21 protein-coding genes are annotated in these 24018 nt (G+C 69.4%); 6 read left to right on the plus strand and 15 right to left on the minus strand.

Annotated features, from left to right (window positions below; all coding sequences use genetic code 11):
- Positions 1-183 precede the first annotated feature (183 nt).
- The 3 genes from ACX12L_RS02825 (at position 184) to ACX12L_RS02835 (ending at position 5201) form a co-directional block, all read left to right on the plus strand.
- Positions 184-3096, plus strand: coding sequence for a ribonucleoside-diphosphate reductase subunit alpha (locus tag ACX12L_RS02825; protein ID WP_459261228.1), 2913 nt, complete (start codon positions 184-186; stop codon positions 3094-3096).
- 138 nt (positions 3097-3234) lie between these two features.
- The gene (locus tag ACX12L_RS02830) at positions 3235-4419 is read left to right on the plus strand and encodes a ribonucleotide-diphosphate reductase subunit beta (protein WP_459261229.1); all 1185 of its coding nucleotides are present in this window, start codon (positions 3235-3237) and stop codon (positions 4417-4419) included.
- Between the two features lie 179 nt (positions 4420-4598).
- The gene (locus tag ACX12L_RS02835) at positions 4599-5201 is read left to right on the plus strand and encodes a histone (protein ID WP_459261230.1); all 603 of its coding nucleotides are present in this window, start codon (positions 4599-4601) and stop codon (positions 5199-5201) included.
- 73 nt (positions 5202-5274) lie between these two features.
- On the opposite strand, the gene ACX12L_RS02840 is transcribed toward ACX12L_RS02835, so the two are convergent.
- The 7 genes from ACX12L_RS02840 to ACX12L_RS02870 form a co-directional block, all read right to left on the minus strand.
- Positions 5275-6171, minus strand: coding sequence for a carbohydrate kinase family protein (locus ACX12L_RS02840; protein ID WP_459261231.1), 897 nt, complete (start codon positions 6169-6171; stop codon positions 5275-5277).
- Positions 6172-6210: 39 nt separating this feature from the next.
- Positions 6211-7368 (minus strand): zinc-ribbon and DUF3426 domain-containing protein, encoded by a 1158-nt coding sequence (locus ACX12L_RS02845; RefSeq protein ID WP_459261232.1) that lies wholly within the window; start codon positions 7366-7368, stop codon positions 6211-6213.
- Positions 7369-7421: 53 nt separating this feature from the next.
- Positions 7422-8318: a 50S ribosomal protein L11 methyltransferase gene (gene prmA / locus ACX12L_RS02850; protein WP_459261233.1), complete on the minus strand. Its 897-nt coding sequence runs from the start codon at positions 8316-8318 to the stop codon at positions 7422-7424.
- Between the two features lie 92 nt (positions 8319-8410).
- Complete coding sequence (gene accC / locus ACX12L_RS02855; protein ID WP_459261235.1) at positions 8411-9760, minus strand: acetyl-CoA carboxylase biotin carboxylase subunit; 1350 nt, start codon at positions 9758-9760, stop codon at positions 8411-8413.
- Between the two features lie 15 nt (positions 9761-9775).
- Positions 9776-10234, minus strand: coding sequence for an acetyl-CoA carboxylase biotin carboxyl carrier protein (gene accB / locus ACX12L_RS02860; RefSeq protein ID WP_459261236.1), 459 nt, complete (start codon positions 10232-10234; stop codon positions 9776-9778).
- A 110-nt stretch (positions 10235-10344) separates the two neighbouring features.
- Positions 10345-10920 carry a TlpA disulfide reductase family protein gene (locus ACX12L_RS02865; RefSeq protein WP_459261237.1) on the minus strand — a complete coding sequence of 192 codons (576 nt, stop codon included), beginning with the start codon at positions 10918-10920 and terminating at the stop codon, positions 10345-10347.
- The gene (locus tag ACX12L_RS02870; protein WP_459261275.1) at positions 10917-11531 is read right to left on the minus strand and encodes a hypothetical protein; all 615 of its coding nucleotides are present in this window, start codon (positions 11529-11531) and stop codon (positions 10917-10919) included. Before ACX12L_RS02870 ends, ACX12L_RS02865 begins: the two co-directional genes overlap by 4 nt.
- 115 nt (positions 11532-11646) lie before the next feature.
- Here ACX12L_RS02870 and mpl point away from each other — a divergent pair, with 115 nt between their 5' ends.
- Positions 11647-13038 (plus strand): UDP-N-acetylmuramate:L-alanyl-gamma-D-glutamyl-meso-diaminopimelate ligase, encoded by a 1392-nt coding sequence (mpl, locus tag ACX12L_RS02875; RefSeq protein ID WP_459261238.1) that lies wholly within the window; start codon positions 11647-11649, stop codon positions 13036-13038.
- Positions 13039-13085: 47 nt separating this feature from the next.
- Here the strand turns inward: mpl and ACX12L_RS02880 are convergent, their stop codons facing one another.
- The 4 genes from ACX12L_RS02880 to rodA form a co-directional block, all read right to left on the minus strand.
- Positions 13086-13397, minus strand: a complete 312-nt coding sequence (locus ACX12L_RS02880; protein WP_459261239.1) for a hypothetical protein — start codon at positions 13395-13397, stop codon at positions 13086-13088.
- An 86-nt stretch (positions 13398-13483) separates the two neighbouring features.
- The gene (locus ACX12L_RS02885; protein ID WP_459261240.1) at positions 13484-14602 is read right to left on the minus strand and encodes a 3-deoxy-7-phosphoheptulonate synthase; all 1119 of its coding nucleotides are present in this window, start codon (positions 14600-14602) and stop codon (positions 13484-13486) included.
- A gap of 251 nt (positions 14603-14853) precedes the next feature.
- Positions 14854-16314, minus strand: coding sequence for a metalloprotease TldD (gene tldD, locus ACX12L_RS02890; protein ID WP_459261241.1), 1461 nt, complete (start codon positions 16312-16314; stop codon positions 14854-14856).
- 50 nt (positions 16315-16364) lie between these two features.
- Positions 16365-17546 (minus strand): rod shape-determining protein RodA, encoded by a 1182-nt coding sequence (gene rodA, locus ACX12L_RS02895; RefSeq protein ID WP_459261242.1) that lies wholly within the window; start codon positions 17544-17546, stop codon positions 16365-16367.
- Positions 17547-17581: 35 nt separating this feature from the next.
- Between rodA and ACX12L_RS02900 the strand changes: the two genes are divergently transcribed.
- Entirely contained in the window at positions 17582-18169 is a 588-nt protein-coding gene (locus ACX12L_RS02900; protein WP_459261243.1) for a YqiA/YcfP family alpha/beta fold hydrolase, read from the plus strand.
- A gap of 102 nt (positions 18170-18271) precedes the next feature.
- Here the strand turns inward: ACX12L_RS02900 and ACX12L_RS02905 are convergent, their stop codons facing one another.
- The 4 genes from ACX12L_RS02905 to ACX12L_RS02920 all read right to left on the minus strand — a co-directional run bounded on the left by ACX12L_RS02905 (position 18272) and on the right by ACX12L_RS02920 (position 21808).
- Positions 18272-19831 (minus strand): PglL family O-oligosaccharyltransferase, encoded by a 1560-nt coding sequence (locus ACX12L_RS02905; RefSeq protein ID WP_459261244.1) that lies wholly within the window; start codon positions 19829-19831, stop codon positions 18272-18274.
- A 149-nt stretch (positions 19832-19980) separates the two neighbouring features.
- Positions 19981-20397, minus strand: coding sequence for a c-type cytochrome (locus tag ACX12L_RS02910; RefSeq protein ID WP_459261245.1), 417 nt, complete (start codon positions 20395-20397; stop codon positions 19981-19983).
- Complete coding sequence (locus ACX12L_RS02915) at positions 20394-20975, minus strand: ferritin-like domain-containing protein (RefSeq protein WP_459261246.1); 582 nt, start codon at positions 20973-20975, stop codon at positions 20394-20396. Before ACX12L_RS02915 ends, ACX12L_RS02910 begins: the two co-directional genes overlap by 4 nt.
- A gap of 89 nt (positions 20976-21064) precedes the next feature.
- Positions 21065-21808 carry an RNA polymerase sigma factor gene (locus ACX12L_RS02920; RefSeq protein ID WP_459261248.1) on the minus strand — a complete coding sequence of 248 codons (744 nt, stop codon included), beginning with the start codon at positions 21806-21808 and terminating at the stop codon, positions 21065-21067.
- A gap of 123 nt (positions 21809-21931) precedes the next feature.
- On the opposite strand from ACX12L_RS02920, the gene ACX12L_RS02925 reads away from it, so the two are divergent.
- Positions 21932-24010 (plus strand): ribonuclease catalytic domain-containing protein, encoded by a 2079-nt coding sequence (locus ACX12L_RS02925; RefSeq protein ID WP_459261249.1) that lies wholly within the window; start codon positions 21932-21934, stop codon positions 24008-24010.
- The last annotated feature ends 8 nt before the right edge of the window (positions 24011-24018 follow it).

Consider the following 24018-nt stretch of genomic DNA (forward strand, 5'->3'; position numbering starts at 1 on the left):
CTTCCGGGAAGCCGTTCCTCCCGACACCCTTCATACGGATATACACTACCTGTAGTGTCTTGAGTACTTCGAACACCATATGTATAGTGTTCGATAAGACATCAACCGCACCCCTCACCGAGGCCCGCCGGCTGTCTTTCCCGGCGCGCCACCCCCCCTGACGACACACCAAAGAGGAAACCCATGCAAGTTTCGTCCATTCACGCCGACACCGCGCCTTCCACGCAGCCCCATGCCGCAGGCACACCCGCCACCGACGCCTCGGGCGGCGTCTTCAGCCACTACCAGATCATCCGCCGCAACGGCGCCGTCGTCCCCTTCGAGCCGCAGAAGATCGCCGTGGCCATGATGAAGGCGTTTCTCGCCGTGCACGGCACGCAGGGCGCGGCGTCCGCCAGCGTGCGCGAGGTGGTGGACGAGCTCACCCAGGCCGTGGTGCGCGCCCTGATGCGCTCTCGCCCGAGCGGCGGCACCTTCCACATCGAGGACGTGCAGGACCAGGTGGAACTGGGCCTGATGCGCGGCAGCCACCACGAGGTGGCGCGCGCCTACGTGCTGTACCGCGAGCGCCGCGCGCAGGAACGCGCGCAGAAGAAAGAGCAGCTGCTGCCCCAGATGCCGGCACTGTATGTGCTGGACAAGGGCCAGCGCGTCGAGCTCGACATCCTGCGCCTGCAGGCGCTGATCGAGTCCGCCTGCGCCAACCTGGGCAAAGACGTCCAGGCCGCGCCCATCGCCGCCGAGACCCTGCGCAACCTGTACGACGGCGTGCCCATGGACGAGGTCTACAAGGCCTCCATTCTTGCGGCCCGCACCCTGATCGAGAAGGACCCCGGCTACACCTATGCCACCGCACGCCTGCTGCTGCACACCATCGTGCGCGAGGTGCTGGGCCACGACGTGGCGCCCGCCGACATGGCGGCGGCCTATGCCGGCAGCTTTCCCCAGTTCATCCGCCAGGGCGTGGACAACGAGCTGCTGGACCCGCGCCTGCTGGACTTCGACCTGCAGCGCCTGGGCCAGGCACTGCAGGCCGAGCGCGACCAGCAGTTCGACTACCTGGGCCTGCAGACGCTGTACGACCGCTACTTCCTGCACGTGCGCAAGACGCGCATCGAGCTGCCCCAGGCCTTCTTCATGCGCGTGGCCATGGGCCTGGCGCTGCGGGAGGGCGACCCTAAAACGACGGGATCGGCGCGCGCCATCGAGTTCTACGAGCTGCTGTCCTCCTTCGACTTCATGAGCAGCACGCCCACGCTGTTCAACAGCGGCACGCTGCGCTCGCAGCTGTCCTCGTGCTACCTGACCACGGTGCCCGACGAGCTCGGCGGCATCTACGAGTCCATCAAGGAAAACGCGCTGCTGTCCAAGTTCGCCGGCGGCCTGGGCAACGACTGGACGCGCGTGCGCGCCCTCGGCGCGCGCATCAAGGGCACGAACGGCGAGTCGCAGGGCGTGGTGCCCTTCCTCAAGGTGGTCAACGACACGGCCGTGGCCGTGAACCAGGGCGGCAAGCGCAAGGGCGCCGTATGCGCCTACCTGGAGAGCTGGCACCTGGACGTCGAGGAATTCCTGGAGCTGCGCAAGAACACCGGCGACGACCGGCGACGCACGCACGACATGAACACGGCCAACTGGATCCCCGACCTGTTCATGAAGCGCGTGATGGACAAGGGCCAGTGGACGCTGTTCTCGCCCTCCGACGTGCCCGACCTGCACGACCTGTATGGCCAGGCCTTCGAGCGCGCCTACACCGCCTACGAGGCCAAGGTGGACAGCGGCGAGCTGCAGCTCTTCAAGCGCGTGCCGGCCGTTGACCTGTGGCGCAAGATGCTCTCGATGCTGTTCGAGACGGGCCACCCCTGGATCACCTTCAAGGACCCCTGCAACATCCGCTCGCCGCAGCAGCACGTGGGCGTGGTGCACAGCTCCAACCTGTGCACCGAGATCACGCTCAACACCAGCGACACCGAGACGGCCGTGTGCAACCTGGGCTCGGTGAACCTCGCGCGCCACCTCAAGGACGGCGCCATCGACCACGGCAAGCTGCGCAAGACCGTGGGCACGGCCATGCGCATGCTCGACAACGTCATCGACATCAACTACTACGCCGTGGACAAGGCGCGCGACTCCAACCTGCGCCACCGCCCCGTGGGCCTGGGCCTGATGGGCTTCCAGGACGCGCTGTACGAGCTGCGCATCCCCTACTCCAGCGACGCGGCCGTGACCTTCGCCGACGAGTCGATGGAAGCCATCTGCTACTACGCCTACCGGGCCTCGACCGAGCTCGCCAGGGAGCGCGGCAGCTATTCGAGCTACGAAGGCTCGCTGTGGTCCAAGGGCATCCTGCCGCTCGACTCGCTGGAACTGCTGGCCAGGGAGCGCGGCGGCTACGTCGAGGTGGACCGCACCACGCGCCTGGACTGGGACGCCCTGCGCGGCAAGATCGCGCAGGACGGCATGCGCAACTCCAACTGCATCGCCATCGCGCCCACGGCCACCATCTCCAACATCGTGGGCGTGGACGCCTCCATCGAGCCCTCGTTCGGCAACCTGTCGGTCAAGTCCAACCTGTCGGGCGAGTTCACCGTCATCAACCAGTACCTGGTGCGCGACCTGAAGAAGCTGGGCCTGTGGGACGACGTGATGCTCATGGACCTCAAGCACTTCAAGGGCTCGCTGCATGCGATCGACCGCGTGCCGCAGGACGTCAAGGCCCTGTACGCCACGGCCTTCGAGGTCGCGCCCACCTGGCTCGTGGAGGCTGCGGCGCGCCGCCAGAAATGGATAGACCAGGCCCAGAGCCTGAACATCTACATGGCCGGCGCCTCGGGCAAGAAGCTCGACGAGACCTACAAGCTCGCCTGGGTGCGCGGCCTCAAGACCACCTACTACCTGCGCACGCAAAGCGCCACGCACGTGGAGATGAGCACCGTGAACACGCGCCAGCTCAACGCGGTTTCCGCGGGCACCGACTCGCAGTCCGGCGCGCTCAACGCGGCAGCTGCGGCGGCCCAGGCGCAGGCAGGCGCATTGCCCGCCACCGACGTGAAGTTCTGCGCCATCGACGACCCATCCTGCGAGGCCTGCCAGTGAATTCGCCGCGCATGCGGACGGGCGCGGGCCCATCCACCGCGTCCACCTGTGTGGTGAAGCAACAAATCACCGCCTGGCAACGCTTCAGTGCTTTTCATTTTGGAGCACTGCTCCCATAATCCAACCACGGGAAATCCTATGCTCACCTGGGACGACGAAGTCAAGCCCTCATCGCCAAAGTTCATGGACGGCAGCCGCGCAATCGGCCGCCCGGTCGAGCCGCCGCCGACGGCTCTCGATACCCCCGCGCTGCAACCCGTCGAAAGCACCGCTGCACGCACGCCGGCATCCGCTGCCGCGCAACACCGCCGCGTGTCCGCGGTCGACAAGCGCATCATCAACGGCCAGACGGATGTGAATCAGCTGGTGCCGTTCAAATACAAGTGGGCCTGGGAGAAATACCTGGCCACCTGCGCCAACCACTGGATGCCGCAGGAAATCAACATGACGCGCGACATCGCCCTGTGGAAGGACCCCAACGGCCTGACCGAGGACGAGCGCCGCATCGTCAAGCGCAACCTGGGTTTCTTCGTGACGGCCGACTCGCTTGCCGCGAACAACATCGTGCTGGGCACCTACCGCCACATCACGGCCCCGGAGTGCCGCCAGTTCCTGCTGCGCCAGGCCTTCGAGGAAGCGATCCACACGCACGCCTACCAGTACATCGTCGAGTCGCTGGGCCTCGACGAAGGCGAGATCTTCAACGCCTACAACGAGGTCGAGTCCATCCGCGCCAAGGACGAGTTCCTGATCCCCTTCATCGAGGCGATCATGGATCCGGCCTTCAAAACCGGCACGCCCGAGAACGACCAGACGCTGCTCAAGTCGCTGATCGTTTTCGCCTGCCTGATGGAGGGCCTGTTCTTCTACGTGGGCTTCACGCAGATCCTCGCCCTGGGCCGCCAGAACAAGATGACGGGCGCGGCCGAGCAGTACCAGTACATCCTGCGCGACGAGTCCATGCACTGCAACTTCGGCATCGACCTGATCAACCAGCTCAAGCTGGAGAACCCGCAGCTGTGGACGCCTGCGTTCAAGGACGAGATCAAGGGACTGTTCCACAAGGCCGTCGACCTCGAGTACCGCTACGCCGAGGACACCATGCCGCGCGGCGTGCTGGGCATGAACGCCTCCATGTTCAAGGGCTACCTGCGCTACATCGCCAACCGCCGCGCCACGCAGATCGGGCTGGACGCTCTGTTCCCGAACGAAGAAAACCCCTTCCCCTGGATGAGCGAGATGATCGACCTGAAGAAGGAGCGCAACTTCTTCGAGACGCGCGTCATCGAGTACCAGACCGGCGGGGCGCTGTCCTGGGATTGACTCCCGCTTGACCAGGCCATGATTTTTCAACCACGCTCCTCGCTCCCAGCGCCCACCGGCGTTGCGGCCCTGGTGCGTCCCCGCATTCGTGGTGACGAGCATTGTGTCGTTGCCATGGATCGCTCCACACCCAATGCAGGCGTGGAGTGCTCTTTGCAAATCGACCCAAGGAGAAAATGATGGCAACTGCGAAGAAACCCGCTGCGAAGAAAGCAGCCCCCGCGAAGAAGGCCGCTCCTGCCAAGAAGGCAGCGGCTCCGGCAAAGAAGGCCGTAGCGGCCAAGAAGGCAGCGCCCGCCAAGAAGGCGGCGGCTCCGGCAAAGAAAGCCGTAGCAGCCAAGAAGGCAGCGCCCGCCAAAAAGGCAGCAGCCGCACCCGCCAAGAAGGCGGCGGCTCCGGCAAAGAAGGCCGTAGCAGCCAAGAAGGCAGCGCCCGCCAAGAAGGCGGCGGCTCCGGCAAAGAAAGCCGTAGCAGCCAAGAAGGCAGCGCCCGCCAAGAAGGCGGCAGCTCCGGCAAAGAAGGCCGTAGCAGCCAAGAAGGCAGCGCCCGCCAAGAAGGCAGCAGCCGCACCCGCCAAGAAGGCGGCGGCTCCGGCAAAGAAGGCCGTAGCGGCCAAGAAGGCTGCCCCGGCAGCGCCCGCCAAGAAGGCAGCCGCGGCAAAGAAGGCGCCTGCCGCCAAGAAGGCCGCAGCCAAGGCTCCCGCCTCAGCGCCTGCGCCTGCCGCGCAAACCACGCTGAACCCCCAGGCCGCATGGCCCTTCCCTACGGGTGGCAAGCCGTAAGGCCTGGTCAGCACAGCCACGAACCCGGTGCCTGCACCGGGTTTTTTTATGGCGGCCGCCCAGCCGTCCCCGGTCAGTCCGGCGTGAAATCCAAGGCGTAGTTCTGCGGGCCGCGCTGCGCGATCTTCAGCGCCCCCAGGCGGTTGCCCAACTGGGCACAGCGCACCAGGGGCCAGCCCTTTTCCAGGCCATAGAGCAGTCCGCCGCGCCAGGCATCGCCGCAGCCCGTGGGATCGACCACCTGCGCGGGCCTGACCGGCGCCACCTCGGTCCGCGCGCCCTGCTCCCAGACCTCGCAGCCCTCGGCGCCCAGCGTGACGACGAGCCCGCGCACCTGCCGGGACATCTCGGCCAGCGTCCAACCCGTGCGGTCGCACAGCATCTTGCCTTCGTAGTCGTTCACGGCGATCCAGCTCGCCTGCCCGATGAAGCGGCGCAGTTCGTCGCCGTTGAACATGGGCAGCCCCTGTCCCGGGTCGAACACGAAGGGAATGCCCGCCGCCACGAACTCGGCGGCATGCTGCAGCATGGCCTCGCGCCCGTCGGGCGCGATGATCCCGACCTGCACGCCGGCATCCTGCGCTATGCGGTTGCGGTGCGCCTGCATCATGGCCCCTGGATGGAAGGCCGTGATCTGGTTGTTGTCGCGGTCGGTCATGATCATGGCCTGCGCGGTATAGGTGTCGCCCGCCTGGCCGACGAAGCGGGTATCTATGCCGAGCTGCTGCAGCCGCGCCAGGTATTCGCCGCCATCGGCGCCCAGCATGGCCATGGGCCTGGGATCGCCTCCCAGCAGCTTGAGGCCGTAGGCGATGTTGCCTGCGCAGCCGCCGAAGTCCCGGCGCAGCGTGGGCACGAGGAAGGACACGTTCAGGATGTGCAGCTGCTCGGGCAGTATCTGCTCGGCAAACCTCCCCTCGAAAGTCATGATGGTGTCGAATGCCAGGGAACCACAGATCAGCGCAGCCATAAGGTGAAAGCTTCGGATGGAAGGATGTAGAAAGAAGATTCAGGGATAGAAAGCCAGCAACCGGTAGCCGGCCACCTGGTCGGCGCCTTGCGCAACCTGCAGGGACACCGTGGCGCTCCACGTGGCCCCCGGCGCCAGCTCCGCGGGCGCCCCCAGCTCATTGCGCAGCAGCACGCGGCGCAAAACCGCCCGATCCCGCGCATCGGTCAGCGTGAGTTCCAGCGCCGGCATGGCGACCGAGAGCGCGGAGTTGTTCTTGAGGCTCATCTGCAGCTGGTAGGCCGCAGCATCGTTGCGTTCCTTGAGGAAGGACGAGCCATCGATGACCACGGAGGCAATACGCTGCGGCGCCTGCAGCGTGCACTGCAGGGGTGCGCACAGTCTTTCCATCAAGGCATGCGCCGCCGGGCCGCGCGCCGCGATGGCGTCGCGCTCCTGCACCGCGACCTGCAAGCCCAACACGAGGAGCAGCGCCAGGACCGCCACGGCCAGTGCTCCACGCACCGCGGGCCTGCGCCAGAATGCGCTGCGCCGGGCGGCCGTCACGAATCCGGGCTCCGCCACGGGCAATGCCGCCGTCTCTTCCGGCGCATCGCCCTCATGGGCCGCACCGGGCATGATCGCCGTCCCCTCCACCAGCACCGATTCCTGCTCCAGCGGCTGCAATGGCTCCAGCTGCTCGGATTCAGGCGGTGCGGCGGCCTGCGCTTCTTCATCAGGGGGCGGCTCGGCATCGAGCATGTCCGGCGCAGGCTCCGCCTCCTGTTGATCGTCGCCTTGCTTCGCCGCCTCTACCCCGGCATCGGGCTCCTGCGGCCAGTCGGAGTCGTCCACGGTGGCGCCCGGCAGTTCGTAGCCCTGGATCGCCGCCTCCGGAACGGCCTCGGACTCGGGCTCTACCAGGGCCTCGCGCCTGAGCAGCGATGACAGCGGGGCCACTTCCTCGCTTCCGCCGCTGGCCGTGACCGGCTTGTCCTGCGGCTGCGGCGCGTCGGCCGCGTGCCGGTCCGGCGTGCCCGGATCATCCAGCGGCATCTCCGGCAGCAGCGGGGCGGGTTCGGGCGACAGCAGATGCTTGGACGCGTCGAACACCTCCTTGCACTGCCCGCAGCGCACCCATCCATCGGAAATCCGCAGCTGGTCCGCGACCACCTTGAAGGTCGTTGCGCAGGAAGGGCAGCGGGTGATCTGGCTCATCGGCTGTGGATTGTAGGTGCCCGCCCGCGGCCCACGCGGGGCACGAACGCCGCTCAGCGGCGCGCGGTCATCAGGATCCAGCCGTCCTCGCGATCGGCCACCTGCAGGCCCAGCCACGGCGCATAGGCCTGCTCCAGTTCCTGGGCCTGGCGCTCAAGGATGCCCGCCAGCACCAGATGCCCCCCCTCCGCCACATGGGCGCACAGCAGGGGCGCCAGGACCTTGAGCGGCGTGGCCAGGATGTTGGCGAGCACGGTCCGGTACTGCCCCTGCGCCTGCTCCGGCAAGCCGGCATGCAGATGCACGCCATTGGCCTGCGCGTTCTGACGCGTGGCCTCCACGGCCGCGGGATCGATGTCCACCGCGTCGATGTCCAAGGCGCCGAACTTGGCCGCGCCTATGGCCAGGATGCCCGAGCCGCAGCCATAGTCGAGCACGCGGCCGAGCGCCTGGCCGCCGTTCTCGGCGCCCTGGCGCGCGATCCAGCGCAGGCACATGCGCGTGGTGGGGTGGGTCCCGGTGCCGAACGCCAGTCCCGGGTCGAGGCGGATGCTGCGGCGCGCCGCGGCCGGCAGCTCATGCCAGGTCGGCACGATCCAGAAGTCCGGCGTGATCTCCACCGGCTCGAACTGCGACTGGGTGAGGCGCACCCAGTCCTGCTCCTGCACGGCGGCAATGCCCAGCACGCTGCAACCCTCGAAGAAGTCCTGCGCCTGCAGCAGCCGCACGGCCTCGTCGGCCGCCTGCCGCGTGGGGAACAGCGCGGTGATGCGGCTGCGCTGCCAGCCTTCACGCGGCGCGGGCATGCCGGGCTCGCCGAACAGCGCCTGCTCGGCATCGGTCTGGGCATCGGCGTCCTCGACCGAGACGCTCAGCGCATCGAGCGCATCGAACGCATCGCTCAGGGTCTCCACCCGGTCTTCGGGGCATAGCAGGCTCAGCTCAAACATGGGGGCACCTCGGTGTCGTGCTGTCAATGGAAAAAATGCCGGCATCCGTTGCCGGATGCCAGCATCCCGGTGCCTTGCGCTGCGCTGGCCCTTCAGCGCTTGCGCTGCGCCAGCCAATCTTCCAGGTAATGGATGTTGGTGCCGCCGGCGACGAAATTGGCGTCCACCAGCAGTTCGCGGTGCAGCGCTATGTTGGTGTTGATGCCCTCGATCACCGTCTCGGAGAGCGCCGTGCGCATGCGCGCCAGCGCCTGCTCGCGCGTGTCGCCGTGCACGATGATCTTGCCGATCATGGAGTCGTAGTTCGGCGGCACGTAGTAGTTCGTGTAGGCGTGGGAGTCCACGCGCACGCCCGGGCCGCCCGGCGCATGCCACATGGTGATGCGGCCCGGCGAGGGGATGAACTTGTAGGGGTCCTCGGCATTCACGCGGCATTCGATGGCGTGGCCGTGGATCTGGATCTGGCGCTGGGTGAACGGCAGCTTCTCGCCCGCGGCCACCATGATCTGCGTGCGCACGATGTCCACGCCCGTGATCCATTCGGTCACCGGATGCTCCACCTGCACGCGGGTGTTCATCTCGATGAAGTAGAACTCGCCGTTCTCGTACAGGAACTCGAAGGTGCCGGCGCCGCGGTAGCCGATCTTCTTGCAGGCGGCGACGCAGCGCTCGCCGATCTTCTCGATGAGCTTGCGCGGGATGCCCGGCGCCGGCGCTTCCTCGATCACCTTCTGGTGGCGCCGCTGCATGGAGCAGTCGCGCTCGCCCAGGTACACGGCATTGCGGTGCTTGTCGGCCAGGATCTGGATCTCGATGTGGCGCGGGTTCTGCAGGAATTTCTCCATGTACACGGCCGGATTGCCGAAAGCCGCTCCCGCCTCGGCCTTGGTCATCTGCACCGCATTGACCAGGGCCGCCTCGGTATGCACCACGCGCATGCCGCGCCCGCCGCCGCCGCCGGCGGCCTTGATGATCACCGGATAGCCGATGGCCTTGGCAATGCGGCGGATCTGCACCGGGTCGTCGGGCAGCTCGCCGTCGGAGCCCGGCACGCAGGGCACGCCCGCGCGGATCATGGCCTGCTTGGCGGACACCTTGTCGCCCATCATGCGGATGGACTCGGGCGTGGGGCCTATGAACTGGAAGCCGCTCTTTTCCACGCGCTCGGCGAAGTCGGCGTTCTCGGACAGGAAGCCGTAGCCCGGGTGGATGGCCTCGGCGTCGGTGACCTCGGCCGCCGAGATGATGGCCGGCATGTTGAGGTACGACAGGGGCGACGGCGCCGGGCCGATGCACACGGCCTCTTCGGCCAGCTTGACGTACTTGGCGTCGCGGTCGGCCTCGGAATAGACCATCACCGCCTTGATGCCAAGCTCGTGGCAGGCGCGCTGGATCCGCAGGGCGATCTCCCCTCGGTTCGCAACCAGAATTTTCTTAAACATGAGCGCGGGCCCGCTTCATTCGATCACGAACAGCGGTTGGCCATATTCGACGGCCTGGCCGTTCTCGCCAAGGATGCGCGTGACGGTGCCCGACTTGTCGGCCTCGATCTCGTTCAGGATCTTCATGGCCTCGATGATGCAGATCGTCTCGCCCTCCTTGACCTGGCTGCCCACCTCGACGAAGGGCTTGGCGCCGGGGCTGGACGCGCGGTAGAACGTACCCACCATGGGCGACTTGACGACATGTCCCGTGGGCACGGCGGCGGCCGGCGCGGGCAGCTCGGCCACGGGGACGGCGGCCGCGGGCGCCGCGGCGGCAGGGGCTGCCTCAACGGGAGCGGCGACGAACTGTTGCACGACGGCTCCGCTGCTCTTGACGATGCGGACCTTGCCCTCGGCTTCGGTGATCTCGAGTTCGGAAACATTCGACTCGGAGACCAGATCGATGAGGGTCTTGAGTTTTCGCAAATCCATGGGAGCTCCAACGGCTAGAAACGGAATGGGGGGCGAATTTACCTTAATTTCAGACTATTTCGCCGAAACCATCCCAAAAAGCCACCATCTCCATCGAGGAGACGCAATCTCTACAGGCTCTTGGACCAGTTCTGCAGGTCCTGCGCTGTTAATTGCCCTATTTTACGCTTCGAAACGCTGCCATCTGCGGCAAACATCACCGTAAACGGCAACCCGCCCTTGTCATTGCCCAGGCTGCGCGAGAGCTCGGTGCCGCCCAGCCCCCCGAGCGCGACGGGGAAGTCCAGCGGCATGCGCTGCAGGAATTTCTGCACGTTGGCGGGCTGGTCGATCGCCAGTCCGAGCACTTGCCAGCCTTTTGCGCGGTGCTCACCGTAAAAGGCGTTCAGCAAGGGCAGTTCCTGCACGCAGGGCGGGCACCAGGTGGCCCAGAAGTTCAGCAGCAGGGGACGGCCGCGCATGGAAGCCATGCGCAGCGTCTGGCCACCAGGGCCCTCGAAGCTCGCATCCCAGAGGGCCTTGTGCGCCCCCTCTTTCACCGCCCCGGGCCGCAGGCGCCAGGCGGCCAGGCCCGCGCCGCCGAGTCCGGCCACGGCGCCCACGCCCAGCAGAAGCCAGCGGCGGCGCGCAGCGCCGGCACTGGCCTGCGAAGTCTCGGGGGTCGGGTTCACGGATGGATGGTTCATGGAATGGGAATGGAAGAAGAAGGCATGGGCTGCAGCAGGCGGCGAACGGCGTCCATGTCGCCGCGCGGCGCGCGGCCGCGCGAATCCAGGCGCAGGGCGCCGCGCAGGTCGTCCAGGTCGTAGATCAGCAGGTGCACACCGATCTCCTCGTTCAGCGCGTCCGAGCGGCAGCTCACGCTCAGCACGTCGATCAGCTCGCCGCGCAGGCCGGTCATGCTGCCCGGCTCGTAGTCCACATGGCGGTCTATGAGGGCGATCTCGGCGGACTTGGGGTCGTCGCAGAACAGCGCGATATAGATGTCCGACAGGCGCGTGGCCGTGCCGTGCCAGACGGCACCGCCCAGATAGGGGCGGAACGCCTGCATGCGCTGCATCCACACCAGCGCCAGTTCGCGCAGCGCGCGCAGCTCCATCGGCTGGGTGTCGGCGCAGAACAGGCCGACGTACTCGCGCACCGCATCCTCGACGAGGTCGTTGTCGGGCAGCGGCGTGCGTGCCGGCAGGCCCAGCTGCCTGACGGCGCGGCGCTTGGCCGGCCCCCACTCCAGCCCCTCCTCGACGACCAGGCGGGCTGCGGCATTGGCGATTTCGGTGGCGAGGGCGTTTTCCATGGCGGCGGCGATCCCGGACATATGCCGCGCATTGTGACCCCAACCGAGTGGCCCCGGCCGCCGCATGGCGCTGCCCGGGGAAACCGGGCCCGATTGGTTCATAGAATCGGTGCCCATGCATATACACATACTGGGCATTTGCGGCACCTTCATGGGCGGCCTGGCCGCCCTGGCCCGCGAGGCCGGCCATCGCGTCACGGGCTGCGACGCCGGCGTCTACCCGCCCATGAGCGATCAGCTGCGCGCCCTGGGCATAGATCTCATCGAGGGCTATGGCGCCGAGCAGCTGGCGCTCGAACCCGACATGTTCGTGGTCGGCAACGTGGTCAGCCGCGCCCGACTGCCCGATGGGAGCCCGAAGTTCCCGCTCATGGAGGCCATCCTCGATGCCGGCGCGCCCTACACCAGCGGGCCGCAGTGGCTGGCCGAGCAGGTGCTGGCCGGCCGCCACGTGCTGGCCGTGGCCGGCACGCACGGCAAGACCACCACCACCTCGATGCTGGCCTGGATCCTGGAGTGCGCGGGCCTGGCGCCGGGCTTCCTGGTGGGCGGCGTGCCGATGAACTTCGGCATCTCGGCCCGCCTGGGGGCCCGGGCGGAGGGACAGGCGCGGCCGCTGTTCGTCATCGAGGCCGACGAATACGACACCGCGTTCTTCGACAAGCGCAGCAAGTTCGTGCACTACCGCCCGCGCACGGCCGTGCTGAACAACCTGGAGTTCGACCACGCCGACATCTTCGACGACCTGGGCCAGATCGAGCGCCAGTTCCACCACCTGGTGCGCACCGTGCCGCCCTCGGGCCGCGTGGTCGTCAACGGGCTGGAGGAGAGCCTGGCGCGCGTGCTGCATGCGGGCTGCTGGAGCGGCGTGGCGAGCTTCGGCGCCGCGGTGAGCGACTTCTGCGCGCGCGGCGAACCGCACGACTTCGAGGTGCTGCAGCGCGGCCGGGCGGTGGCGCGCGTGCAATGGGCCCTGACGGGCGTGCACAACCAGCTCAACGCCCTGGCCGCCATCGCCGCCGCGGAGCACGTGGGCGTGGCGCCCGCGCAGGCGGCCCAGGCGCTGGCGCGGTTCGAGAACGTGCGCCGCCGCATGGAGCTGCGCGGCACGGCGCGCGGCATCAGCGTCTACGACGATTTCGCCCACCACCCCACGGCGCTGCGCACCACGCTGGACGGCCTGCGCCGGCGCGTGGGCGGCGAGGCGCGCATCCTGGCGGTGTTCGAGCCGCGCAGCAACACCATGAAGCTGGGAACGATGAAGTCGCAGCTGCCCTGGGCCCTGGAGCAGGCCGACCTGGCCTTCTGCCACACGGCGGGGCTGGACTGGGACGCGGCCGAGGCGCTCGCCCCCATGGGCGCGCGGGCACGCACGGCGGCGGACATCGCCACGCTCGTCGCGCAGGTGGCCGCGGCGGCGCGGCCGGGCGACCACATCCTCTGCATGAGCAACGGCAGCTTCGGCGGCGTGCACGCCAAGCTGCTCGAAGAACTATCGAAAGAATAGCTGCCGGCGCTTGACTGGCAAGCGCTGGAGGCCATTTTTATTGAAATTCAGAAGGTGACGGCCATCGCCTGCACGTCCACGCGCACCATGGGCCGGGCCAGCGCGGCCACGGCGGCACGCGCGAACTGAGCCGACCAGGCCGGGTCCGCCAGCAGCGTGGCGCCCGCGGCGCTGGCGATGGTGAGCACCTTGTCCGCCAGGAGTACCTTGCCGCTGGCGCGCAGGGGCTCGCACTCCAGGCGCAGGAATTCGTCATCGAGCCAGCGGCGGGCCTCCTCATGCGTGAGGGGCTGTGCCTCCTGTGTGGACAGATGGAATTCCTGCCCAGGTGACAGGGTGACCAGTACTTCGCCGTGCATGTATTGCCTCGCCTTGAGATGGTTGAGCGCTGCGCCGGTTGGCGCCGCGCCCCGAGCTTACACCGGCCCGGGGTACGCAGAACCCTTCAGCGCGCGCGGCGCGCCTGCACGGCGGACGCCAGCTCGGCCAGGCAGGCGACGGAGTCGTCCCAGCCGAGGCAGGCATCGGTGATGCTCTTGCCGTACTCCAGCGCCGCGGGGTCGTCCTTGCCCGGCGTGAATTTCTGCGCCCCGGGCTGGAGGTGGCCCTCGATCATGACGCCGAACACGCTGCGCGAGCCGCCCGCGATCTGCGCCGCGATGTCGTGCGTCACGTCGCGCTGGCGCTCGTGCTGCTTGTTGCTGTTGGCGTGGCTGCAGTCCACCATCAGCGTGGCGGGCAGGCCGGCCTTTTCCAGGTCGGCGCAGGCCGCGGCCACGCTGGCCGCGTCGTAGTTGGGCGCCTTGCCGCCGCGCAGGATCACGTGGCAATCCTGGTTGCCGGACGTGCGCACGATGGCCACCTGGCCGTTCTTGTGCACCGACAGGAAGTGGTGGCCGCGGCTGGCGGACTGGATGGCGTCGGTGGCGATGCGGATGTTGCCGTCCGTGCCGTTCTTGAAGCCGATGGGCGCCGAGATGCCCGAGGCCAGCTCGCGGTGCACCTGGCTCTCGGTGGTGCGCGCGCCGATGGCGCCCCAGCTGATCAGGTCGCCGATGTACTGCGGGCTGATCACGTCCAGGAATTCGCTGCCCGCCGGCACGCCCAGGCGGTTGATGTCGATGAGCAGCTGGCGCGCGATGCGCAGGCCCTCGTCGATGCGGTAGCTGCCGTCCAGGTAGGGGTCGTTGATCAGGCCCTTCCAGCCCACGGTGGTGCGGGGCTTCTCGAAGTACACGCGCATCACCACTTCGAGCTGGTCCTTGTACTGCTCGCGCACGGCCTTGAGCTTTTGCGCGTATTCCAGCGCCGCCACGGGGTTGTGGATGGAGCACGGCCCGATGATGACCAGCAGGCGGTCGTCCTCGCCGCTCATGATGCGCTGGATGCTGCGGCGCGTGCTGGATATCAGCGCTTCGACCTCGGTCCCGCGGATCGGGAAGAAGCGGATCAGGTGTTCGGGAGGGGGGAGCACGGTGATGTCCTCGATGCGTTGGTCGTCGGTCTGGCTGGTTTTGTCGACGTTGCGGTACCAGGCATCGCAGCTGGAGACGGTGGCGGTCATGGGGCGTCCTCGAAAGGGGGGAAGGTGGAATGGAAAAGTCAAAAACAAAAAAACCGCCGGGCTTTTCAGCTTCGGCGGTTCTTTGGAGAAGGGGCTCGGTCAGAGTGCGCGTCTACCTCTCTCATCCGCCATGGACAGAGAACCAAAAGTAAAAATAGGACGCGCTGCGGACTTGCATGGCTTTCAATGTAGCACGATTTGCGGCGGCGCAGCAAAACCCTTGTGTAGCCATGGCGCCACAAACGCCGGTCTCAGGCCGTGCCGCCCACGGTGATGCCGTCGATGCGCAGCGTCGGCTGGCCCACGCCCACGGGCACGCTCTGGCCCTCCTTGCCGCAGGTGCCCACGCCGCTGTCGAGCGCCATGTCGTTGCCGATCATGCTCACCTTCTTGAGCGACTCGGGGCCGCTGCCGACGATGGTTGCGCCCTTGACGGGGTAGAGGATCTTGCCGTCCTCCACCCAGTAGGCCTCGCTGGCCGAGAACACGAACTTGCCGCTCGTGATGTCCACCTGCCCGCCGCCGAAGTTGGTGGCGTACAGGCCCCGCTTGATGGAGGCGACGATCTCCTTCGGGTCCTTGTCGCCGCCGAGCATGTAGGTGTTGGTCATGCGCGGCATGGGGATGTGGGCGTAGCTCTCGCGCCGGCCGTTGCCGGTGGGCGCCACCTTCATCAGGCGCGCGTTCATGGCGTCCTGGAGGTAGCCCTTGAGGATGCCGTCCTCGATGAGCACGTTGCGCTGCGTGGCGTGGCCCTCGTCGTCGACGTTGAGCGAGCCGCGGCGGTCGGCGATGGTGCCGTCGTCGAGCACCGTCACGCCCTTGGCGGCCACGCGCTGGCCGATGCGGCCGCTGAAGGCGCTCGATCCCTTGCGGTTGAAGTCGCCCTCCAGCCCGTGGCCCACGGCCTCGTGCAGCAGCACGCCGGGCCAGCCGGGGCCGAGCACCACGGTCATCTCGCCCGCGGGCGCGGGGCGCGACTCCAGGTTGACCAGGGCCGCGTTCACGGCCTCGTCCACGTACTGCGCGATCTGCTCGTCGCTGAAGTAGGCCAGGCCGAAGCGCCCGCCGCCGCCGGACGAGCCCACCTCGCGCCGGCCGCCCTGCTCGGCGATCACCGTGACCGACAGGCGCACCAGCGGACGCACGTCGGCCGCGAGCGTGCCGTCGGCGCGCGCCACGAGGACCACGTCGTACTCGCTGGCCAGGCCCGCCATGACCTGCGCCACGCGCGGGTCCTTGGCGCGGGCGCGCTGCTCGGCGCGCTCCAGCAGCTGCACCTTGGCCGTGCTGTCCATGGAGGCGATGGGGTCGATGTGGGGGTAGAGCGAACGGCTTTTCGCTATTTTTTTAGAAGCTACCCGCGCCCGTCCACCTTGCGCTGCGGCCGAAATCGACCGTACGGTACGGGCGGCGTCGAGCAGCGACGCCTCGGAGATGTCGTCGGAGTAGGCGAAGGCAGTCTTCTCGCCGCTGACGGCGCGCACGCCCACGCCCTGGTCGATGCTGAAGGAGCCGGTCTTGACGATGCCCTCCTCCAGGCTCCAGCCCTCGCTGCGCGTGTACTGGAAGTACAGGTCGGCGTCGTCGACCTGGTGCGCGCGGATCTCCGCCAGGGCGCGGGAGAGGTGGGATTCGTCCAGGCCGAAGGGGGCGAGCAGCAGCTCGCGGGCCAGGCCCAGGCGTTCGATGGTGGGTTCGCGGGAGATCATGCGGCGATTGTAGGCAGGCGCCGCGCCCCGTGCGGGTTGGCGGACGCTGCCTACAGCGACTGCAGGGATTCCGGCGGCTCCCGCTCGGGCTGGTGGCGCGAGCGGGCCACCGACATCAGCACCCCCAGCGCCAGCCCCAGCGTGGTCATGGCCGTGCCGCCATAGCTCACGAACGGCAGCGGCACGCCCACCACGGGCAGGATGCCGCTGACCATGCCCATGTTCACGAAGGCGTAGGTGAAGAAGATCATGGCCACGGCCCCGGCCATGAGGCGGCCGAACAGCGTGCCGGCGCCGGCGGCGATGGCCAGCCCGCGCCACACCAGCAGCACGAAGCAGACGATGAGCAGCAGGTTGCCGGCCAGGCCGAACTCCTCGGAGAAGGCGGCGAAGATGAAGTCGGTGGTGCGCTCGGGGATGAACTCCAGGTGCGTCTGCGTGCCGGCCATGAAGCCCTTGCCCCAGACGCCGCCCGAGCCGATGGCGATCATGCCCTGGATGATGTGGAAGCCCTTGCCCAGCGGGTCGCGCGAGGGGTCCAGCAGCGTGCAGATGCGCTGCTGCTGGTAGTCGTGCAGCACCGGCCAGCGCACCCCGTCGGCGCACAGCCGGGGCTCGAACCAGACCACGAGCCCTATGCCGACCACGCCCAGCAGCACCGGCGGCGCCACCAGCTTCCAGGGCAGGCCCGCGAAGAAGATCACCGACAGCCCGGCGGCCATGACCAGCAGCGAGGTGCCCAGGTCGGGCTGCTTCATGATCAGCCCCACGGGAATCATGAGCAGCACGCCCGCCACGACGAAGTCCAGCGCGCGCAGCTGGCCCTCGCGCTTCTGGAACCACCAGGCCAGCATCAGCGGCATGGCGATTTTCATGAGCTCGCTGGGCTGTATGACCACGCCCACGTTGATCCAGCGCTGCGCCCCCTTCTTGGTGATGCCGAACAGCGCCACCGCCACCAGCAGGGCCACGCCCAGCAGGTACAGCGGCACCGCCAGCGCCATCAGCCGCTGCGGCGGGATCTGCGCCACCACGAACAGGATGCCCGCCGCCAGCAGCATGTTGCGCCCATGGTCGGCAAAGCGCGTGCCGTGGTCGTAGCCCGAGGAATACATGGCCACCAGGCCGATGCTCGACAGCACCAGCAGCAGGGCGATCAGCGGCCAGTCGAAGCCGCTGAACAGCGGCCATATGCGTTGCGGCAGCGAGGGTTTGTCGAAGACGGCGGGCATGGGGGCGACATTATCAACGGCCGGATAATCCCCCCATGCGCGCCACCCACCTGCTCTACCTGCACGGCTTCCGCTCCTCGCCCCAGTCCGCCAAGGCGCGCCTGGTGGCCGGGCACGTGGCCAGCCGCCACCCGGACGTGTTCCTCTGGTGCCCGCAGCTGCCGCCCTCCCCGCGCGAGGCCATGGCGCTGGTGGCGGACGGCATCGCCGCATGGCCGCAGGGCGAGGGCATGGCGGTGATCGGCTCGTCGCTGGGCGGCTACTACGCGAGCTGGGTGGCCCGGCAAGCGCGCTGCGCCAGCGTGCTGCTCAACCCCGCGGTGCGGCCGGCGCGCGACCTGGCGCGCCACATCGGCGAGCAGACGGCCTGGCACGACCCCGAGGCGCGCTTCTTCTTCCGCCCCGAGTTCATCGCCGAGCTGCAGGCGCTGGACGTGAGCGGCCAGCCCCCGGCCGGCCCCGAGCTGCTCATCGCCGCCCGGGGCGACGAGCTGCTGGACTGGCGCGAGATGGTGGAGCGCTACCCGCAGGCGCGGCAGGTGGTGCTGGAGGGCGGCGACCACGCGCTGAGCGACTTCCCCGCGCACCTGGAAGAAGCGCTGCGCTTCTGCAACCTGGCCTGATTCCATTTCCAGATCAATCGAGTACGCGAAGGCGAAGCGCAGACAGTGCTGTAGCACGGCAAGCGAAGCCGACAAAGTAATCGATTGATCTGGAAATGGAAATTACTGCGCCAGCGGCTCGCCGCTGGCCTGCCCGCCGCCCTGCCAGCGCGCGAAGTCGCCCGGATAGGCGCGGCGGTAGCGGTCGGTGTGCAGGGCCGCCTCGCCCTCCAGCCCCAGCAGGCGGGCGCTGGCGATCAGCTTCTCGATCACGCGGGGCTCGGGCGAGAAGTGCAGCAGCCGCGACGCCATGTCGTGCATCTGCCGCGCGTTGGCCGGCGTGACGGCCGTGGTGGTGAGCACGGCGAACTGCGCCGACGCCTGGAAGAAGCGCACCCGGCGCGCCAGCTCGGCGGCCGGCAGCGCGCGCAGGGCCTCGGGGCGGTCGGCCACGGGGCGGTACAGCGCGCTCATGCGGCCATAGTCGCGCACCAGCGCCAGCCCCAGCACCGGCGCGGCCAGCAGCGCCGCGGCCGCCAGCGCGCGCGCGGCGGGCCGCCAGCGCGCGGCCAGCGCGGCGGCCCATGGCGCCACGAGCACCAGCGCGGCCAGCGCCGCCGCGAGCTGGAACGGCCCGTACCACAGCGGGAACTCCAGCAGGCTGTGCACGCCCACGATGGCCAGCACGCCCCAGGCCAGCTGGCGCGGCGCGGCCGCCTCGCGCCAGGGGCGCGCGCGCAGCACGGCCCACAGCAGCAGGGCGCACAGCAGCAGCGCCACCGGAAGGCCCAGCTCCACCGCCAGCTGCAGCGGCAGGCTGTGGGCGTTGTCCAGTAGCATGCAGAAGCGCTCGCCCTCGAACGGCGTGACGTAGTGCGCGTAGTCCAGCTCGCCCCAGCCCCAGCCGGTCCAGGGCCGCAGGGCGATCAGCTGCAGCACGTTGGACCACAGCACCAGGCGGCTCGCGCAGGGGTGGGACGCGTCGGCCAGGCGCAGGAAGAGGCCCTCCATGCGCACGCCCGTCCACTGCAGCAGCAGCTGGGGCAGGCCCCAGGCGGCCAGCAGGTAGACCAGCAGCCCCAGGCCGCCCACGGCCAGCGCCAGCGCGCCGCTGCTGCGCCGCCACAGCAGCAGCAGGCCCAGGATCAGCAGCCACTGCAGCGCCCCCGTGCGCGACGCCGTGGCCGCGCCCGCCACGGCCAGCAGCACCAGGGCCCAGGGCACCAGCGCGGCCAGCAGCAGCGGCCAGAGGCGGCGCACGCCGCGCTGCTGCGCGGGCAGGCCCTCGCCATACGCCTGCAGGCGCGCCACCCACCACAGCAGCGCCCACGCGCCCAGGGCCAGCAGCGTGGCCTGCTGGTTGCGCTGGCGCAGGTTGCCGATGGCCTGGCCCGGCGTGGACGCATGGACCCAGGGCGCCCAGCCCATGTCGCCGCCGAAGAACTGCACGAGGCCGATGGCGCCCCCCGCCAGCGCCGCCAGCAGCAGCCCCGCCGCCAGGCAGCGGGCCAGCCCCACGCCGTCCGCGCGCCAGGCGCGCCACCAGGCCAGGGCGGCGATGAGCCAGGCGCAGGCGCCGCTCGCCATCAGGGGCCAGAAGTTGGCGTAGGGCGATTCGGTGAAGCCGAAGACGAAGGGCAGCGCGAGCGCCAGCGCGGCCAGCGGCGCCAGGTCAGGACGCATGGCGGGACGGGGGCTCAAGCGCGCGCGGGAACGTCATGGTGGCGCACATCATAGGCGCAGCCGCCCGGCCCGCCGGGCCTCAAGCCAAATTGGCCTCCATCGCCCGTTCATCAAGCGCTGGCAGCTATCAAAAGCGAAGTTCCCTCGCCCTACCTGGGCGTGCAGGCCGCGCCAGGCCGCGTGGCATGGCGCAGCCAGGCGATGAGCGCGGCGCGGTCGCCGTCGTCCTTGACGCCGGCATAGCCCATGGCCGTGCCGGGCACGGTGGCCGGCGGGTCCTTGAGGAAGAGGTCCAGCGTGCGCGCGTCCCAGACGATGCCGCTCGCGCGCATGGCGCCGGAGTAGCCGTCGAAGCCCGGCACCGTGCCCGCGCGGCGGCCGAACAGGCCGCAGTGCTGCGGCCCCGTGCGGTTGCCCTCGATGGCGTGGCAGGCCGCGCAGCGCGCATAGACCTGCTCGCCGCGCGCGAGCCGGGCCGCCTCGGGCACAGAGAGCGCGGCTGGCGCCGCCGCGGCGGCCAGCGGCAGCCCGCAGCAGGCCCAGGCCAGCAGGGCCAGGCGGGTCATGACATGAACGCCGAGGGCACCGGCGCCTCGCCCAGCGCCTGGCGCAGCACGGCCCAGTGCATGGCCTCGTCGCCGAGGATGCTGGCGGCCACCTGCGCCAGGTTGCGGTCGGCGAACAGCGGCACCGCGCCCAGGTAGGCGGACACGGCGCCGCGCTCCAGGCCGGCGGCGAAGCGCAGCACGTCGGCCTCGGCCTTGAGCGTGTCGGTCGGGAAGCTGTACTGCGCCTTGGCCTGCGCGGGCGTGCCGCCCATCTTCTGCACGGCGGCGGCGATGGCTTGGGCATGCTCCTTGTGGTGGCCCTGGAACTGCCGGGCCAGCGGCAGCGCGCCGCTGCCCAGCAGGCCGCTTTCGGCGCCCACCTGGTAGGCGGCGACGGCCTCGTACTCGGCCGCCAGCGCGGTGTTGAGGATGCGCACGTCGGCCTCGTGCTGCCGGGCGTCGGTCTTGGCGGCGGCGGCCAGCGCGTCGCGCCCGCCGAGCAGGGCCACGGCCGTGGCCGAGAGCACGGCCAGGCCCAGGCCGCGGCGGCGCGCCAGCAAGGCTGGCGAGGGCAGGATGAGTGGGGAGCGGTTCATGGTCTTCTCCTTGGGGGGTGGGGACGGGGGCCGCGCCGGGCGGGCGCGGGGCAACGGGATACGGGCAGGCGCCGCGCCGCGCGGGCCGCTCAGGCCAGCAGCCCGCGCCGCCGCAGCTCGGCCAGCACCCGGTGCACGACCTGGTCGCAGCGCGCGCCGGCGAACGGGAAGGCGCTTTCGGCGCAGGCCTCGATGCGCGCGCCCAGCGCGTCGCGCAGCATGGCGCGCGAGCGCAGGTAGCGGGTGCGCACCAGCTCTTCGCTGATGTCCAGGCAGAAGGCCGTCTCCTGCACGCTCATCTCCTGCACCGCGCGCAGGATGAACACGCTGCGGTACGGCGGCGGCAGGCTCTGCACGGCCGACTCCAGCAGCGCGCGCAGCTGGGCGCGCGCCAGCGCCTGGTCGGGCGAATCGTCGGAAGGGGCGAAGTAGGGCATGGCGTGCTCCGGCTGCGGCTCCTGGTCGGGCGCCTGCGTGGCATCCACGGCCACGCTGCGCGTGCGCCGGCGCAGCACATCCTGCGCGGCGCGCACGCAGATGCGCGCCAGCCAGGTGCCCAGCGCCGCCTCGCCGCGGAAGTCCCGCAGCCGCGTGAAGGCGCGCAGGTAGGTCTCCTGCACCACGTCCTGCGCCTCGGCGTCGTCGTGCACCACGCCGCGCGCGGCGCGGAACAGCAGCCGGTTGTGGCGGCGCATGATGGCCTCGAAGGCCCGCGCCTCGCCGCCCAGGGCGCGCGCCACCAGGGCCGCGTCCCCGGCGCGGCCGGCGTCGGGCGCGTCCACGGGGGCGGCGCCGGGCGCCGCCGCCTGCCGCAAGTCCTCGGGTGTGTGCATGGTCCGCCCTCGCTTTCCGTGATGAGACCTTCTGCCCATTGGACGCACGGCGGCGCCCCCGCGTGACAAACACCTGCCGCGCGCAGGGTCGCCGGGGCGCCGCCATGGGAAAATCGCGCCCCTATGCATGCACTGTTCGACGACGCCGGCAAGTTCCTTGCCGGCCGCATCCTTTCCGAGGCCGAAAGCTCGGCGCAGATCGAGCTCGACTCGGGTAAACGCGTCAAGGTCAAGGCCGCCAACATACTGCTGAAGTTCGACAAGCCCGCCCCGGCCGAGCTGCTGGCGCAGGCGCGCGAGACCGCCGCCTCCATCGAGCTGCCGCTGGCCTGGGAGTTCGCGCCCGAGGACGAGTTCGGCTTCGCCGACCTGGCGCGCGAGTACTTCTCCGCGAGCGCCCCCGTGGCCGAGCAGGCCGGCATGCTGCTGGCGCTGTACGAGGCGCCGCACTACTTCCGCCGCGCGGGCAAGGGGCGCTTCAGGAAGGCGCCCGCCGAGATCCTGCAGCAGGCCCTGGCCGCCATCGAGAAGAAGAAGCAGGTCCAGGCGCAGATCGAGGCCTGGGCGGCCGAGCTGGCGGCCGGCCGCTGCCCGCAGCCCGTCCGCGAGCAGCTCTACAAGATACTGTTCCGCCCCGACAAGAACGCGCCCGAGTACAAGGCCGTGGTCGAGGCCAGCCGCACGGCGCACCAGGCGCCGCTGGCGCTGCTGCAGGCGGCGGGCGCCATCGATTCGCCCTACCAGTTCCACTGGAAGCGCTTCCTGTTCGAGAACTTCCCCAAGGGCACGGGCTTTCCCCCGCTGGCCGCGCCGCAGCCGCCGCAGGACCTGCCGCTCGCGCCGGTGCAGGCCTACTCCATCGACGATTCGGCCACCACCGAGATCGACGACGCCCTCTCCGTGCAGGGCCTGGACACGGGCACCGTCACGCTGGGCATCCACATCGCCGCGCCCGGCCTGGCGATCCAGCCCGGGGGCGACCTGGACAAGGTGGGCCGCCAGCGCCTGTCCACCGTCTACATGCCCGGCTACAAGATCACCATGCTGCCCGACGAGGTGGTGCAGATCTACACGCTGGACGCGGGCCGCGCCAACCCGGCCGTGTCGCTCTACGTGACCATCGACGAGGCGACGCTCGCCATCACCGGCACCGAGACGCGCCTGGAACGCGTGCCCGTGACGGTGAACCTGCGCCACGACCAGCTCGACCACATCGTCACCGAGGCCTGGCTGCAGGATGCCTCCGTTCAGCATGAAAACACGCCCCAGCCTTTGCTGGACCTGCGCGAGCAGCTATCATTCCTGCACCGGCTGGCAAAGCAGCTGAAGGCCGGGCGCGAGCAGGTGCGCGGCAAGCCCGAAACCTTCAACCGCCCGGACTACAACTTCCGCCTGGAGGGCAACGGCAAGGCCGAGCCGACGGGCAGCGAGACGGTGCGCATCACCACGCGCCAGCGCGGCGCGCCGCTGGACCTGATCGTGGCCGAGGCCGCCATCGTCGCCAACAGCACCTGGGGCCAGATGCTGGCCGAGCACGGCGTGCCCGGCGTCTACCGCAGCCAGGCGAGCCTGGCGCCCGGCATCAAGGTGCGCATGGGCACCAAGGCCCTGCCGCACGCGGGCATCGGCGTGAAGAGCTACGCCTGGGCCACCTCGCCGCTGCGCCGCTACGTCGACCTGGTGAACCAGTGGCAGATCATCGCCTGCGCGCGCCACGGCAGGACGGCCGCACTGGCCGCGCCCTTCAAGCCGAAGGACGCCGAGCTGTTCTCCATCATCAGCAGCTTCGACGCCACCTACGGCGCCTACAACGGCTACCAGGCGGGCATGGAGCGCTTCTGGACGCTCAAGTACCTGCAGCAGAACCAGGTCACCGAGCTGGACGCCACGGTCATCAAGGACGGCATGAACGGCGACTTCCTCGTGCGCGCCGACACCCTGCCCCTGGTGCTGCCCGTGCTGGGCGCCCAGGGCCTGCCGCGCGGCGCGCGCGTGCGCGTGAAGCTGGGCGCCATCGACGAGATCACGCTGGACGTGAACGGCACGCTGCTCGCGCGCCTGGACGACCCGGCCGACCAGAGCGACGACGGCCCCGTGGACGAGGACGAGGAAGAAGCCGTGGCAGGGCCTATCGCCATCGCGGTGGACATCGACGAAACCGATGGGACGGGTACCGAGGCCGGCGCCGGCCAGCCGGGATAATCCTGCGC

The sequence above is a fragment of the Alicycliphilus sp. T452 genome, from assembly GCF_054512775.1.